The sequence below is a fragment of the Mumia sp. zg.B53 genome, assembly GCF_019550935.1.
GTDB lineage: Bacteria > Actinomycetota > Actinomycetes > Propionibacteriales > Nocardioidaceae > Mumia.
Map to the genome: position 1 here is coordinate 113,796 of NZ_JAHWCK010000004.1, position 14,349 is coordinate 128,144.

The 14,349-nt window shown below is 71.3% G+C and carries 15 protein-coding genes; 9 read left to right on the top strand and 6 right to left on the bottom strand.

Going from position 1 to position 14,349, the window contains the following annotated elements:
• Window positions 1-107 precede the first annotated feature (107 nt).
• Entirely contained in the window at window positions 108-1,091 is a 984-nt protein-coding gene (locus KV102_RS14795; protein WP_220346737.1) for an RNA polymerase subunit sigma-70, read from the bottom strand.
• Between the two features lie 30 nt (window positions 1,092-1,121).
• Between KV102_RS14795 and KV102_RS14800 the strand changes: the two genes are divergently transcribed.
• On the top strand, window positions 1,122-1,976 hold the full coding sequence (locus KV102_RS14800; protein ID WP_220346738.1) for an SgcJ/EcaC family oxidoreductase: 855 nt from the start codon (window positions 1,122-1,124) through the stop codon (window positions 1,974-1,976).
• A 90-nt stretch (window positions 1,977-2,066) separates the two neighbouring features.
• On the opposite strand, the gene KV102_RS14805 is transcribed toward KV102_RS14800, so the two are convergent.
• The 3 genes from KV102_RS14805 to KV102_RS14815 form a co-directional block, all read right to left on the bottom strand.
• Window positions 2,067-3,425 carry a lipase family protein gene (locus tag KV102_RS14805; protein ID WP_220340993.1) on the bottom strand — a complete coding sequence of 453 codons (1,359 nt, stop codon included), beginning with the start codon at window positions 3,423-3,425 and terminating at the stop codon, window positions 2,067-2,069.
• A gap of 297 nt (window positions 3,426-3,722) precedes the next feature.
• A complete protein-coding gene (locus tag KV102_RS14810; RefSeq protein WP_220346739.1) occupies window positions 3,723-5,849 on the bottom strand; it encodes a DEAD/DEAH box helicase in 2,127 nt (708 codons plus the stop codon).
• 255 nt (window positions 5,850-6,104) lie between these two features.
• Complete coding sequence (locus KV102_RS14815; RefSeq protein ID WP_220346740.1) at window positions 6,105-6,902, bottom strand: SDR family oxidoreductase; 798 nt, start codon at window positions 6,900-6,902, stop codon at window positions 6,105-6,107.
• A gap of 136 nt (window positions 6,903-7,038) precedes the next feature.
• Between KV102_RS14815 and KV102_RS14820 the strand changes: the two genes are divergently transcribed.
• The 8 genes from KV102_RS14820 to KV102_RS14855 all read left to right on the top strand — a co-directional run bounded on the left by KV102_RS14820 (window position 7,039) and on the right by KV102_RS14855 (window position 12,971).
• Entirely contained in the window at window positions 7,039-7,206 is a 168-nt protein-coding gene (locus tag KV102_RS14820; RefSeq protein ID WP_220340996.1) for a hypothetical protein, read from the top strand.
• 152 nt (window positions 7,207-7,358) lie between these two features.
• Window positions 7,359-7,910: an isopentenyl-diphosphate Delta-isomerase gene (gene idi / locus KV102_RS14825; RefSeq protein ID WP_220340997.1), complete on the top strand. Its 552-nt coding sequence runs from the start codon at window positions 7,359-7,361 to the stop codon at window positions 7,908-7,910.
• The gene (locus tag KV102_RS14830) at window positions 7,907-8,965 is read left to right on the top strand and encodes a polyprenyl synthetase family protein (protein ID WP_220340998.1); all 1,059 of its coding nucleotides are present in this window, start codon (window positions 7,907-7,909) and stop codon (window positions 8,963-8,965) included. Before idi ends, KV102_RS14830 begins: the two co-directional genes overlap by 4 nt.
• Window positions 8,962-9,849 (top strand): squalene/phytoene synthase family protein, encoded by an 888-nt coding sequence (locus KV102_RS14835; protein WP_220346741.1) that lies wholly within the window; start codon window positions 8,962-8,964, stop codon window positions 9,847-9,849. Before KV102_RS14830 ends, KV102_RS14835 begins: the two co-directional genes overlap by 4 nt.
• A complete protein-coding gene (crtI, locus tag KV102_RS14840; protein ID WP_220346742.1) occupies window positions 9,846-11,423 on the top strand; it encodes a phytoene desaturase family protein in 1,578 nt (525 codons plus the stop codon). The genes KV102_RS14835 and crtI overlap by 4 nt, the downstream gene beginning before the upstream one ends.
• On the top strand, window positions 11,414-11,770 hold the full coding sequence (locus tag KV102_RS14845) for a lycopene cyclase domain-containing protein (RefSeq protein ID WP_220341001.1): 357 nt from the start codon (window positions 11,414-11,416) through the stop codon (window positions 11,768-11,770). Before crtI ends, KV102_RS14845 begins: the two co-directional genes overlap by 10 nt.
• Window positions 11,767-12,078 (top strand): lycopene cyclase domain-containing protein, encoded by a 312-nt coding sequence (locus KV102_RS14850; RefSeq protein WP_220341002.1) that lies wholly within the window; start codon window positions 11,767-11,769, stop codon window positions 12,076-12,078. The genes KV102_RS14845 and KV102_RS14850 overlap by 4 nt, the downstream gene beginning before the upstream one ends.
• A complete protein-coding gene (locus tag KV102_RS14855; protein ID WP_220341003.1) occupies window positions 12,075-12,971 on the top strand; it encodes a prenyltransferase in 897 nt (298 codons plus the stop codon). Before KV102_RS14850 ends, KV102_RS14855 begins: the two co-directional genes overlap by 4 nt.
• Here KV102_RS14855 and KV102_RS14860 read toward each other — a convergent pair.
• Together KV102_RS14860 and KV102_RS14865 are read right to left on the bottom strand one after the other, a co-directional pair.
• On the bottom strand, window positions 12,914-13,708 hold the full coding sequence (locus tag KV102_RS14860; protein ID WP_220346743.1) for a glycosyltransferase family A protein: 795 nt from the start codon (window positions 13,706-13,708) through the stop codon (window positions 12,914-12,916). The two genes, KV102_RS14855 and KV102_RS14860, sit on opposite strands and share 58 nt — an antisense overlap.
• Window positions 13,705-14,289: a hypothetical protein gene (locus KV102_RS14865; RefSeq protein ID WP_220346744.1), complete on the bottom strand. Its 585-nt coding sequence runs from the start codon at window positions 14,287-14,289 to the stop codon at window positions 13,705-13,707. Before KV102_RS14865 ends, KV102_RS14860 begins: the two co-directional genes overlap by 4 nt.
• Between the last annotated feature and the right edge of the window lie 60 nt (window positions 14,290-14,349).

Genomic DNA, 14,349 nt, shown 5'->3' on the forward strand with positions numbered 1-14,349 from the left:
CCGCTCCAGCTCCCGTCCCGTCCCCGATTCGTGCAGTTGGTCAAGGTAGATCGATCCGAAACCTTGATGAGGTGCACAAAACGCGGGCGGGACGGTTGCGTGCGGGCTCACGCGGGGAGCGTCGTCGGCAGGCCGAACGCGGCAAAGTCCGCGTCGAGAAAGCTGACGACCTCCCGTACGGAGCCGTCCGCCACGCTGAGGACGTCCAGCCCTGCGGGTCGGAAGTCTCCGTGCTGGGCGTCGAACATGTACGTCGCGAAGGCGAGCTGACCGTTGGCCTCGGTCCTCAGGAACCGCCACCTCGCCTGGAGAGGACCGTCCCGCAGGAAGGCGGCGACCGAGGCTGAGCCGAGGTACCAGCGCGGCTCGGGCGGCATGGCGTAGCGCACGTCCTCGGCGAGCAGGGTGACGATCTGGTCGATGTCGCCGGCCTCCCATGCGCGGGTGTAGCGCTCAGCCAACGCGTCGAGACCGGCGTCGTCGCTCGTGGAGCTCGGCGCCGGCAACCCGTCGGCGACCGCTGCGCGGGCGCGTTGCAGAAGGCTGGTGACCGCCGGCACGCTGAGGTCGAGGATGCCGGCGACCTCGGCCGCCCTGAAGGCGAGGACGTCACGCAGCAGAAGCACGGCGCGCTGTGCCGCAGGGAGGGTCTGCAGCGCAGCGACGAATGCCAGCCGTACGGTCTCCCGATCGATCGCTTGCTCCTCGGGCGTCGATCCGAGCCAGCCCCCCGGCAGCGGCTCGAGCCAGGACACCTCGGCGTCACCGGTGGCGAGCGTCATCGGAAGCTCACGTCGACCGCGCCGGTCGATCATGGTCAGACACCGGTTGCTCGCGATGCGATAGAGCCAGGCCCGCAGGTGCCGGCCGTCGAACCGGTCGAGACCCTGCCAGGCGCGCAGCAGCGTCTCCTGCCGGGCGTCCGCCGCGTCCGCGGCCGATCCGAGCATCCGGTAGCAGTGGAGAAGCAGCTCGCGGTCGTACGGCGCGACCAGCCTGGCGAACGCGTCGGCGTCGCCGGCACGCGCGCTCGTGAGGTCGGTGTCGGGCTCGGCGCGATGAGTTCCGGTCTGCGCCGGGGTTCCTTCCACGAACCCAGACTTGCAGACCGGAGGCAACCGATGGAACACGAATCCGACATCCGCTCCGTGATCACCCGCTGGATCGACGCGGTCGACCGCGGGACCGATCTCGAGGCGGTGCTGGCCGACCACACCGACGACATCGTCATGTTCGACGTCCCGCCGCCGTACGAGGGCGTCCGGGGCATGAAGGCGTACGAGGCGTCGTGGAGCGACTTCCTCGCCTGGCAGCGAGGCGACGGCCAGTTCGTGCTGGAGTCGCTCGAGGTCACCGCGGGAGACGACGTCGCCTTCGCGCACGGTCTCGTGCTCTGCCGCGCGCGAGGATCCCACGACGAGCACCCAGACCAGCGGCTCCGCCTCACGCTCGGGCTGCGAAGGGTCGACGGACGATGGCTCATCGCCCACGAGCACCACTCGTTCACCGAGGACAGCGGACGTCGCGACTCGGAGGGGGAGGCCGAGGTCGCTGCCGTGCTGAGTCGCTGGCACGAGGACACCGCCGCCAAGGATCTCGACGCCATGATGGCTGGCATCGCCCAGGACGTGACGTCGTACGAGCTCGAGGAGCCTCTCCTGCTGCGCGAGCTGGAGGACGTCCGTGAGAGCTGTCGTCGCGGGTTGGAGGCGACAGCCGGTCGGATCGACTTCGACGTGGTCGATCCCCAGATCGTCGTCCGCGGTGACCTCGCAGCGGTGTGGTCCCTGGACCGGGTCGCGGTCACACAGGATGGTGACGACGACGAGGCCACCACCTGGTCGCGTGCGACCCGTGTCTTCCGCCGGAGGGACGGGCGGTGGCTGCTGGTCCACCAGCACCTCTCGTACCCGCTCGCGGCGGGGACCGATCGGGTCCGGTTGGACCTCCGCCCCGTCCCCGATGTGTGCAGCTGATCAAGGAACCTGGCACCGAGAACCAGGATGAAGTGCACACATCGGGGACGGGAAGGGACGGGGACGGGAGGGGACGGGGACGGGAGGGGATCAGGGCATGATCGGCAGGAACCGGCAGTTGGACCGCGCCGGCTTGCCCGCGAGGCGGTCGGTCACCCACGAGATGGCCTGGCCCTGATCCTCGAGCATCGGCAAGAAGTGGTTGGGCAGCACCAGCTTGTTGCCGAGGTTCGGGAGGTAGACAGGCTCGTAGGTGACATTGGCGCCCTTGGCGCACCAGTCGACGGCGAGCTGTCGAGCCTGACGGTGAGGCACCGTGTCGTCGGCGACGCCGGTGGCGACGCGGACCGGGGCGGTCGGGCGCAGCCGGCCGATGCGCTGCTTGTCGATGGCCGCCTGGACCGCCGGCTCACGCGCGACGACGTCGCCGAGCGAGATGCCCTGCTTGGTCCAGCTCCTGGTCTTGGTGAAGCCGTGGGCGAAGATCGCGTCCCCGACGCACCGGGTCGACACGTCCTCCAGTGCGGCGCGGCCCTTGTCGTTGATATAGGCGTCGATGATCGGCCGCAGCGCCGGCTCGCTCTGGGCGAGACCGTTGACGGTCCATCCGGCGGCTGCCGCGAGGGCACTCCCGTCGATGCCGGGGAGCACCTTCACCAGGTCGGCCGGCGGCGCGCCGGAGTACACGCCGGAGAGGGTGACGTCCGGGGCGTACGAGGGCTGCAGCTCCGCCGCGGCGGCCGTGGCTCCGCCGCCCTGGCTGTAGCCGTACAGACCCACGGGCGAGGCGTCGGTCACCGACGCCGAGTCGAGTCCGCGAGCGGCGCGCACAGCGTCGAGCACGGCGTGCCCCTCGTCGACGCGGTTCACGTAGGTGTGCAGCCGGTCGGTGGCGCCGAGCCCGACGTAGTCGGTGACCGCGACCGCGACGCCCTTGGCGAGCAGGCGGTATGTCGCCAGGTTCTCGTAGCCGACCGACACGGTGCCCTCGGTGAGGTTGAGCGCCACCGGGTTCTCCAGCGCGAGAGAGGCCGCGCACTGGTCGCCCTGCCCGAGCGTGCCGGGCGCCAGGACGACGAGCGGACGAGGCCCGGTGCCCGTCCACCGCGCTGACGGCTCGATGTAGGCGCCGGTGACCGCGACGGGCTGCCCGTTGGAGTCGGTCGACTTGTACATCAGGCGGGTCGCCGTCCCCGGGAGCGGGCCGTTGAGGCCGGGCAGGCTCAGCCCGAGCTTCAGCGGCGCGGTACGGATCAGCGCTCCGTCGGCCGACGGCAGGGAGCTCGGCGGGTTGTAGAAGGCGGGGATGGTGATCCCTCGGGACACCACCTCGTCGTCGGCTGCTGCCGGAGCGGCGGTGCCGAGGCCGCCGAGCAGGGTCAGCGCGGCGACGGCGGCGACGAATCGGCCGCCTCGGCCGGCAGGGAAGAAGGGTCTCGAACGCTTCATGGGACTCGCTCCTGTGTCGGTGGCTTGTGAAGCACGTCCGACTGCGTCGCTCGCCGGGGCGCCGGCGTTCGAGAGGGAGGGCGGTCTGGGACGCAGAGCCCGAGCCGCAGGGGCCCTGCGCGGTGGCGAGGGGCCTGGGTCTTCGGTGGTGCCCGGCCGCGGAGGTCGTCCGTGCCAGAGGCGTCGCCCCGCGCGCGGAGCGAGTCGTTCGTTGCGGTAGACGGAGTCTAGATCGTCGTAGCGCCGGGCGACAAGCAACGTGTCACCCAGCGTTACGACGTCACGCTCGTACGGCCGTCAGTCGCCCCGCTCCTCCAGCGCGTCGGTGAGCAGCCCGACGAGAGCCTCGAGCTGGACGTCGGCCGACGCCTTCTCGTCGAGGGCCTCGCCGTCCAGCGCCGTCGCGGCCAGCGCGGCCTTCGAGTCGATCAGCTCGGCGACCTTCGCGTCGATCGTCTGTGCGCCGATGATCCGCCACGCGGTGACCGGCTCGGCCTGACCGATGCGGTGCACGCGGTCGATCGCCTGCGTCTGCTCGGCGTCGGTCCACGAGAGCTCGGCGAGCACCACGTTGGACGCGACCTGAAGGTTGACGCCGACGCCGGCGGCGGTCAGCGAGCACACGATCACCGCGACGTCGGGGTCGTTCACGAACGCGTCGATGTCGCGCTGGCGCTGCGTCGACGTCTGGTCGCCGCGGATGGTGGCGTAGCGGAGTCCGCGCTTGGCGAGCGTCTCCTCCGCGACGTCCATGACGTCGAGGTGCTTGGCGAAGAACACGACCTTGCCGACGCTGCGAGCGAGCTGCGCGGTGTAGTCGGCGGCGAGACCCGCCTTGGCCAGACCGATCCGGCGCATCATCCCGAACACGTTGCCGGTCTCGTTCGTGTCTTCCTCGCGCTCCCACTTGGCGACGAGACGGACGAGCTCGCGGTCGATCCCGTCGACGACCTTGCCGGCCGCGCGGTGCTCCAGCGCGTTGTCGTACCGGGCGACCATCCGGCGGGCGAGCACGCGCTCGGCCTCACGGATAGAACGTCCCGTCTCGCCGTCGAGCTCGACCGGGATGTCGGCGATACGACGCGCCGGGATGTCGGCGGCCACGTCGATCTTGCGGCGGCGGACGATACCGAGGTCGACGACGCACCTGCGGGCGGCGGCGTAGAAGCCGGGCTCGCCCGGCTCCAGCCCGGTCTCCTCCAGCGCCGCCATGAGCTCGGCCTCGGGCTTGCGGTCGTCGATCCAGCCCAGGAACTGCCAGATCGCCCGGAAGTCCTCGATGTCGTTGATCAACGGCGTGCCCGTGAGCGCCATGAGCAGCGGCCGGGCGGTCCGGGCGCGGATCCGCTCGGAGAGCTCGAGCGCGTGTTGGGAGCGTTGGGACTTGCGGTTCTTGATGAAATGGGCCTCGTCGACCACCATGCCGCGGAAGCCGTGCTCACCGAGCCAGCCGATGTGGCGGTCGAGGACCTCGTAGTTGACGACGACGATGTCGGCGAACCCGTCGATCGTGGTGCCGTCACCGTGGATGACGGTGGCGGTGCGCCGCGGGGTCCACAGCTGCGCCTCCCGCGCCCAGTTGATCTTGACGACGTTGGGAGCGACCACGAGCAGGGGATAGGCGTCGGCCGACTGGGCCGCGAGCAGCGCCTGCGCCGTCTTGCCGAGCCCGGGCTCGTCGGCGAGCAGGAAGGTGCGGTGGCCGTCGGCGGCCGAGGCGACCAGCTGCGCCTGGTGCGGCATCAGGTCGCGGCCGTCGCGGGTACGCAGGGTGGTGGGCGTCGGCAGCTCCATGCTGGAGGCCGGTCCGCCCTGCTCGAAGGACCGCAGCAGCGGCTCGATGAGCTCCCAGTTCGCGAGGCGTCCCGCGCCGGTGCGACGGGGCTTGGCAGCGGAGAGGTCGGGAGTGAGGAAGGGGTTGGCCAGCTGGCGCGCGACCACCGACTGCGGCACGACCTGGCGGTCGGGCGCCGGTCCTGCCTCCTCAGGAGCCGCGACCGGCTCCTCCTCGACCTCGATGCCGGCGGCCGTGAGCATCTCGCGCCGCAGCGACCTGGCAGCAGGGGAGGGTACGGCGTCGTCGGCGAGCAGGGTGAAGAGGGAAGGGTCTCGAGCCGCGGTCGTGGCCAGGATCGTCGCGATGCCGTCGAGGCGCTTCAGCTGCTCGGCCCGGCGCGCCTCGGGGATGTCCTCCTGCTTGATCCTTGCCCGCTCCTCGCGGACGAGCAGGGCGATCACCTGGAACGCGGTGCGCGTCGAGGACGTCGCCGTCCCGCGCTGGACCGCCCGCTCGACCTCGCGTACCGCCTGGGCGAGCAGAGGGAGGATGCCGACGTTGTCGGCGTCGACCTTGCGGTCACGGGTCGACCGCCGAGCCCCGCCCTTGCGGCGCGGGTCCGGTCGACGCTGGGTCGGTCGAGCCAACGATCCTCCTCTGGAACGGGGCCGCCGTGCGCGACCCCTGGCACCGGCGACCGCGGTCACGCACGAAGCCGCCAGAAGGCGGTCGTGCTGCCGCGGTGCCGTATCCGCCCGTGGGCGGCGGAGACCGTCGAGCGAGTGCGTGCGACGGGTGAGGGACGACGAATGTCGATGTCCTCGTGAATCTCCGGACAGCTGCTTCGGTGACGATGATACGCCGTCGGGCGCCCGGTGGGGGGATCTGGTGGCGTGGCCACCTCAGCGATCTCCGCGCGGCCTGGCCAGGGGCGCCTGGAAACGGGCCGAGACCGCCCCCGGCAGGCGTCTGGTGACGATGCTCTGCACCTTGAGGATCTTCGACCCGCTCACGACTCGCCGCTTGCCGGCCATCATCGCGGCGAAGCCTTCCCGTGCCACCGTCGCCGGGTCCGCCTTCGGCCCGCGTGCCAGCCAGGTCTCCTCCATCCTGGCGCGGGCGAAGAAGCGCGTGTCGGTGGGGCCCGGCTCGAGCGACGTCACCGTGACGCCGGCTCCTCGCATCTCGTACCTCAGAGCCTGGGCGAAGGACGTGAGGAAGGCTTTCGACGCGGCGTACGTCGACTGGAAGGGCCCGGGCCCGTCCGCGGCGATCGACGACGTCACCATCAAGCGCCCTTCGCCCCGGGCGACCATGCCCGAGAGCAGGTGGTGCGCGAGCCGGACCGGTGAGACGACGTTGACGCCGACCACGCGCAGGTGGTCGGCAAGGTCGGCGCGGTCGAAGCGGCCGTGGACACCGACCCCCGCGTTCAGCACGGCGGCTGACACCGGTCGGCGGTCGGCGACCAGGGCAGCCACCACGTCGTCGTTGCCGGAGGGTGTCGCCAGGTCGGCGGTGAGCGGCCGCACGTGCTCGCCCAGGCCCGACCGGGCGATGTCGTCGGTCATGTCCTCGTCGGAGACCGCGATGAGGTCGAAGCCCGCGCCGACGAACTCGTCGACCAGGGCGCGCCCGATGCCGCTCGATGCGCCGGTCACGACGCTGAGCGGGCGGGAAGGGGCGGTGGGAGTGCTCATGACGGCTGGGTACCCACGACCCAGGCCGGCCACGCACGAGGGCGCGGCACGGTCGGCGCCTCATTGTCGGCGCCTCACGGTTGGCGCAGTACGGGATGGGTAACGGCGTCTCATCGACATCCGCAGAGGGGGTGAGGTGACGATGGAGAACAAGGACACTCTGTCCGTGGACGAGGCCGCCGCGCTGTACGAGGAGCGCAACCGCCGCGCACGCCGGGTGGCGGCGTACGTCGTCACGACGGGGGCGGCTGTGCTCGCGTCCGTGGTGGCCTTCGGCGTCGCGGGTCTCGAGCAGGGAGGCTGAGCGGCAGCGCATCGGCGTCGGTGTCCCGCGAGCCGTCTGGCAGGGCGTGGCGTGGCGTGGCGTGGTGCGGGCTCCCAGGTTTCGGACGACGATGGAAAAAGGAGGCAAAATTAGTTAGATTATCTATCAAGTAATCGACGAACGGGAGTTTGATGGGCAACTGGGCCGACTTGGTCGTCCTCCTTGACGAGGATCATCAACCAGCGGGTGTTGCCCCGCGTGCGGAGGTGCACGATGCTTCCACGCCGTTGCACCTGGCGTTCTCCTGCTACCTGTTCGACCAGGAGGGGCGCCTCCTCATGACTCGCCGAGCCGTCGGCAAGCGCAGCTGGCCGGGCGTGTGGACGAACTCCTTCTGCGGGCATCCGCGACCGGACGAGGCGATCGAGACGGCGGTCCATCGCTACGCCGACCACGAGCTGGGCGTCCCGATCCGCGAGCTGACACCTCTGCTCCACGACTTCGTCTATCGTGCGGTCGATCCGGCCGGGGTCGTCGAGCACGAGCTCTGCCCGGTCTTCGCCGCCGTCTGCGACGGGGACATCGAGCCGAATCCCGCCGAGGTCGAGGAGTGGAGGTGGGTCCACCTCGACGAGGTTCTCGAGGTCGTCGCGGTGGCACCGTGGACCGTCAGCCCGTGGATGGTCGCGCAGGTCGACCAGCTCCACCGTGCCGACCGGTCGCCGTGGGTGCGTACCCGATGAGCGCCGAAGGCGGAGCCAAAGAGTTCTCGTCCGCACTCGACGCCGAGGTGGCCCGACACCTCGCCGAGCTCTGGTCAGGCGGCTCGGGCGGGGTCGACGGGGACGCGCTCCGCGCAGCCCTGGACGACGCGGTGACCGGCGGCAAGCGCTTCCGCCCACACCTCCTCGCAGGCGTGCACCATTCGCTCGGCGGCGGTGCTCATGCCGCGGTCGCGCAGACCGCCGCGGCGGTCGAGCTGCTCCACACGGCCTTCGTGATCCACGACGACGTCATCGACGGCGACGACGTGCGTCGAGGCCGCCCGAGCATTCCGGGACGGTTCCGCCGCGCGGCTCGCGATGCCGGCTCGCCCCCTGAGCGGGCCGACACGTACGCGCTGGCCGGTGCCGTCCTGACCGGCGACCTGGCACTCAGCGCGGCGTTCCGCGCGATCGCCACCACGCCGGCACCCTCCGACGTCCGACAGCAGGTGCTCGACCTCGTCAGCCAGGCGTCCTCCGCGTCAGCCGCCGGCGAGCTCACCGACGTACGCCTGTCGGTCGGTGGTGAGTGGCCGACGGTCGTCGAGACGCTCGAGCTCGCCGAGCACAAGACGGCGGCCTACTCCTTCGTCCTCCCGATGCAGCTCGGGGCCGTCCTGGCCGGTGCAGCGCCGGACGTGGTGGCGCAGGTGTGCGAGGCGGGTCGGTTGCTCGGCATCGCCTTCCAGCTCTACGACGACCTCGCCGGCACGTACGGCGACCCGGGGGAGACGGGCAAGAGTCGTACGGCCGACCTTCGTGAGGGGAAGTGCACGCTGCTGCTCGTCCACGCCCGCGGCACCTCGTCGTGGTCCCAGGTCGAGCCCTACTGGGGCAACCTGGAGATCACCGAGGACGACGCCGCGCTCGTCCGGTCGGCGTTGGAGGCCTGCGGGTCCCGCGCCTACGTGGAGCAGGTCGCCGCCGACCATCTCCGGGCAGGGCTCGAGCAGGCCGCGGACATCGGGGTCGACGCGCCCGTGCTGACGTGGCTCGCCAGCGTCCCTGCGCGCCCGAAGGTCGGTGCGGCGTGACCGCGCTGGTCTCGGGGTCGCCGTCCGGTGTCTCGGCCTCGGACCTCTACGACTCGGTCGCCGACGAGAGCGCAGCGTTGGTGATCCGCCGCTACTCGACGTCGTTCGCCCTGGCGACCCGCCTTCTGGCCGACCGGGTGCGGACCGACGTCAAGAACGTGTACGCCCTGGTGCGCATCGCCGACGAGGTGGTCGACGCCCCTCGCTCGGGCGCCCGCGCGGAGGAGCGCCGAGCCCTGCTCGACGCGCTCGAGGCGGAGACGGAGGTAGCACTCGAGCGCGGCCACAGCGCCAACCTCGTGGTGCACGCCTTCGCGCGCACCGCGCACAGGTGCGGCATCGGGCTCGACGTGGTGACGCCGTTCTTCTCGTCGATGCGCGTCGACCTCGAGCCGGTGACCCACGACCCCGAGAGCTTCGCCACCTATGTCTACGGCTCCGCCGAGGTCGTGGGACTGATGTGCCTGCGTGCGTTCCTCCGCGGTGTCCCCGATGGTCAGGCTGCCTACGACGGGCTCTCCCCAGGCGCTCGACGGCTCGGGGCCGCGTTCCAGAAGATCAACTTCCTGCGGGATCTCGCGGCCGACCACCACGACCTCGGGCGCTCCTACTTCCCGGGCCTGGACCCGTCGTCCCTGTCGGACGGCGAGCGTGACGCGATCCTCGACGACATCGACGACGACTTTCGCGTCGCTGCGGCCGCCATCGCCGGCCTCCCGGCGGACTGCCGCCGAGCCGTCGATGTCGCGCGGGCGCTGTTCGGCGAGCTGGCAGTGCGTCTACGAAGCACGCCCGCGGTGCAGATCCGCGAGCAGCGCGTCAGGCTGTCGGCGCCGGTGAAGGCTCGTGTCGTCGCCGGAGCCCTCGCCAGGAGCGGGCGGTGAGCGGCGGTCACGCCGTCGTGATCGGGGGTGGCATCGCCGGTCTCGCGTCGGCGGCCCTCCTGGCTCGCGAGGGATGGAGCGTCGAGCTGGTCGAGCGCAACGACCGTGTCGGTGGTCGCGCAGGGCAGTGGAGCAAGGACGGGTTCACCTTCGACACCGGACCGTCCTGGTTCCTCATGCCCGAGGTCTTCGACCACTTCTTCCGGCTCTTCGGCACCTCGTCGGCCGAGCAGCTCGACCTCGTGCGCCTCGACCCGGCCTACCGTGTGTTCTTCGAGGGTGAGGACGAGTCGCTCGAGATCCGGTCCGACCGAGCGGCGAACCTCGCCACGTTCGGATCGCTGGAGGAAGGCGCCGACCGGGCACTCGACGCGTATCTTGATTCCGCGCGTGAGGCCTACGACCTCGCCGTACGCCGGTTCCTCTACGGGACGTTCGCCTCGAAGGCGTCGCTGCTGGCCCCGGACGTCGTGCGCCGTGGCCCGCGCCTCGCGGGCCTGCTCACCCGTTCGCTGGAGTCGCACGTGGCCGCGCGGTTCTCCGACCGCCGGCTGCGGCAGGTGCTCGGATATCCAGCGGTCTTCTTGGGGACCGCGCCCGACCGCGCACCCAGCCTGTACCACCTGATGAGCTCGATGGACCTCGACGAGGGCGTGCTCTACCCGCAGGGCGGTTTCACCACCTTGATCGACGCGATCGAGGGGATCGCGACCCGCGCGGGTGTCCAGATCTCGACGTCGACCACAGCGACGGCCGTCGAGGTCGACCGGACGGGGCGCCGCCCGTCGGTCAGCGGCGTGACGGTCCGCGGCGATGACGGGAGGAGTCGGACTCTCCCGGCCGATCTCGTCGTCGGGGCGGCCGACCTGCACCACGTGGAGACCCGCCTGGTCCCCCCGGACCTGCAGACCTATCCCGAGGACTGGTGGGCGGAGCGTGATCCGGGCCCGGGTGCGGTGCTGGCGTGCCTCGGCGTGCGCGGCGAGCTGCCGGAGCTGGCCCACCACTCGCTGTTCTTCACCCGCGACTGGTCGCGCAACTTTGGTGACATCTTCGACCAGCCCACCCGTGTCCCGGACCCCGCGTCGGCGTACGTGTGCAAGCCGTCGGCGACCGACCCCTCGGTCGCGCCTGCCGGGCACGAGAACCTCTTCGTGCTCGTCCCCGTGCCGGCCGACCCGACGATCGGGCGGGGAGGGGTCGACGGCTCCGGTGACCCGATGGTCGAGAAGACCGCCGACGCGGCGATCGCCCAGATCGCCGCGTGGGCCGGGGTGCCCGATCTCGCCGAGCGCGTGGTGGTTCGCAGGACGATCGGGCCGGGCGACTTCTCGACCGATCTCAACGCCTGGTCGGGGGGCGCCCTCGGGCCCGCGCACGTGCTGCGGCAGAGTGCGTTCTTCCGCGCCGGCAACTCCTCCAAGAAGGTCTCGGGGCTGCTCTACGCGGGTGCCGGGACCATCCCGGGGGTCGGTCTGCCGATGTGCCTCATCAGCGCCGAGCTGGTGATCAAGCGCGTGCGGGGCGACCGGTCGACAGCCCCCCTCGCAGAGACGGAGGCACCATGGGCCTGAGCTACCTGGTGGCGGTCGTCGTGTCGATGCTCTGCATGGGACTGGTCGACCGGCGTTGGCGGCTGTTCCTCTTCGCAGGCCGGCCCGGACGGGCGCTCGCCCTGGTCGGCGCAGGCGCCGCTCTCTTCCTCGGCTGGGACCTGGCCGCCATCGAGGCCGGGATCTACGAGCGCGGCGGGTCACCGGCGATGACGGGCCTCGAGGTGCTGCCGGAGCTCCCGCTGGAGGAGATCTTCTTCGTCGTCTTCTTCTGCTACCTGACGATGGTGCTCCACCGGCTGCTCCTGCGCGTGCTGGCGCCGGCTCCCCGCGTCGCCGCCCGGGTGCGAGAGGAGAGCGCACGATGACGCACGCCGAGCTTGCCGTGCCCTTCATCGCCCTGTCGCTGGCGGTGCTCGCTGCCGGTGTGCTCCGACGTCGGCCGACGGCTCGTTGGTGGTGGGCGACGGGGCTGACGATGCTCGTCCTGATGGTGCTCACCGTCGTCTTCGACAGCATCATGATCGCCGCCGACCTCTTCCGCTACGGCGACGGCCAGATCTCCGGCGTACGGATCTGGCTCGCGCCGGTCGAGGACCTGACGTGGCCCGTGGTCGCGGCGCTGGCGCTGCCCGGCCTCGCGCTCCTCCTCGGCGACCCGGGGGAGGAGTCGTGACCGCCACCGTCGGCTCCGGACGAGAGCGACAGCGCGTGCTCGGCCAGGTCGTCGCGTCGTCGCGTCCGCTGAGCTGGGTCAACACCGCCTACCCGTTCGGTGCCGCCTACCTGCTCGCCGGCGGCGGGGTCGACCTCACGCTGGTCCTCGGCGTCCTCTACTTCCTGGTGCCGTACAACCTGCTGATGTACGGGGTCAACGACGTCTTCGACTACGAGTCGGACGTGCGCAACCCGCGCAAGGGCGGTGTGGAGGGGGTCGTGCTGGACCGCGCGGTCCACCGCACGACGATCGTGGCGGCAGCGGTGACCAACCTGCCGTTCCTCGTCGCGCTCGTCGTCCTCGGCAGTCCGGCGTCCTCGGCGGTGCTCGCGGTCGTCGTCTTCGCGGTGGTCGCATACTCCGTGCCCGTGCTGCGCTTCAAGGAACGCCCGTTCCTCGACTCGCTGACGTCGAGCACCCACTTCGCCGGGCCGGCGTGCTTCGGGGTCGCCGTGGCGGGAGCCTCGTTCTCCACCACGGTGGTCGCCGCGCTGCTGGCGTTCTTCCTGTGGGGCATCGGGTCGCACGCCTTCGGGGCGGTTCAGGACATCGTGGCCGACCGCGCCGGCGGGATCGCGTCGACGGCGACCTGGCTCGGTGCTGCGGGGACGGTCCGCGTGGCGCTCGGGGCCTACGTGGTCTCGGGCCTGCTGCTCCTCACGCTCCCGTGGCCCTACACGCTCGCGGCGGTGCTGGTCGTGCCCTACCTCGTCAACGCCGCCCCGTACCACGCTCTGAGCGACGTCGACTGCGAGCGCGCGAACGCGGGGTGGCGCCGGTTCCTCTGGCTGAACTACCTGACCGGCTTCCTCGTCACCCAGCTGCTGATCCTCGCGGCGATCGGCTGGTAGCGGTCGCGCCAGCGTAGCCACGGGGGCTGCACGCTCCAGTTGAGCGCGAGCGTGGTGCGTGCCCGGTCCAGGCGGCGTCGTAGCTGCCTGCCCCCGCGCAGGGAGCGTCCCGACACGCCCACCGAGACCGGCACGAGCCGGATTCTCCGGGCCGGGCCCAGCACGAAGGCGAGGTCCATGTCGTCGTGGACGTCGGCGTCACGGTGGACCCCGTCGCGGATCTCCTGCCAGGTCGCGCGCCGGAACGCCATGTTGGACCCCCACAGAGCCGTGTGCCCGAGGGCCAGGTGGGTGAAGAGGTAGTAGGCACCGAGGTACATGACGGCGCTCATCCGCCCGAGGCCGCGCGGGAGGTCGTAGAACCTGCCCAGCCCCGTGACGGCGTGGAGTCGCGGGTCGTCGACGAGGTGGCGGACGAGGCGTTCCACCCACCGAGGACCCGGGACGGAGTCGGCGTCGCAGCGGAGCACGATCTCACCCGTCGCCGCGTCGTACCCCGCCGCCGTCGCCGGTGCGATGCCGACCTTCGGCTCGACCACCACGCGGGCACCATGGGCGCGGGCGACGGCGGCACTGTCGTCGCTCGAGCCGTTGTCGACCACGACCACCTCCGTCGGTGGCAGCGTCTGGTCGGCCAGGCGCCGCAGGCACTCCTCCAACGCCACGGCGTCGTCGCGTACGGGGATGACGACCGACACCGAGATCGGAGCGGACAGCCTGGGGGCCTGTGAGGTCACCGGCGCGCTCCGGCGAGCAGCAGGCCGCGTGCGAGCAGGATCCCGGCCACGACGGAGCCGACCGTGCCGGCGGCGAGGTCGCCGAGCGTGTCGTGGTATCCCACCTGGATGCTCTCGTCGATCTGCGTGTGACCGAACCACTCTCCGAGCTCCCACAGGGTCGCGAGCGCCACGCCGAGCGCCGTGGTGACGAGCGCGCTGCCGAGGCGTGCCCGTCGCAGCTGCGGGTCGTCCACCGGGGCGACGGCGTTGAGCCGCACCAGGGCGAGGTGCACGACCGTTGCGACCAGGCCCGTGACAGCGGTGTGCACGACCAGGTCGAGCCAGCTCACGGCGACGTACCAGTCGAGCTGGGCGGCCCACGCCGCGACGAGGATCGCGAGGCAGTAGGAGAGGTCGAGCGCTGCCGGGGCTCCCAGGGCTCGCGGGATCATCGTGCCCCCCAGCACGAAGAAGAACAGCGCGCCGCCGAGGCCCCCGTAGGCGAAGACACCGGCGACCACGCTCACCGCCGCAGCGAAGCGGACGGCGTCCCCGATCACCGGCGTCGCGGTGCGCCGGATCGGCTGAGCACTGGCCATGCCCCGACCGTAGCCGCCAGCAGGTAGTCGAAGAAATTCAGCCTCGGCGCACATCCACCA

Coding starts and splice junctions, on each gene's coding strand:
- KV102_RS14850 (WP_220341002.1), top strand. CDS start 11,767: ATGACGCACGCCGAGCTTGCCGTGCCCTTCATCGCCCTGTCGCTGGCG.
- KV102_RS14845 (WP_220341001.1), top strand. CDS start 11,414: ATGGGCCTGAGCTACCTGGTGGCGGTCGTCGTGTCGATGCTCTGCATG.
- KV102_RS14800 (WP_220346738.1), top strand. CDS start 1,122: ATGGAACACGAATCCGACATCCGCTCCGTGATCACCCGCTGGATCGAC.
- KV102_RS14865 (WP_220346744.1), bottom strand. CDS start 14,289: ATGGCCAGTGCTCAGCCGATCCGGCGCACCGCGACGCCGGTGATCGGG.
- idi (WP_220340997.1), top strand. CDS start 7,359: ATGGGCAACTGGGCCGACTTGGTCGTCCTCCTTGACGAGGATCATCAA.
- KV102_RS14830 (WP_220340998.1), top strand. CDS start 7,907: ATGAGCGCCGAAGGCGGAGCCAAAGAGTTCTCGTCCGCACTCGACGCC.
- KV102_RS14815 (WP_220346740.1), bottom strand. CDS start 6,902: ATGAGCACTCCCACCGCCCCTTCCCGCCCGCTCAGCGTCGTGACCGGC.
- KV102_RS14805 (WP_220340993.1), bottom strand. CDS start 3,425: ATGAAGCGTTCGAGACCCTTCTTCCCTGCCGGCCGAGGCGGCCGATTC.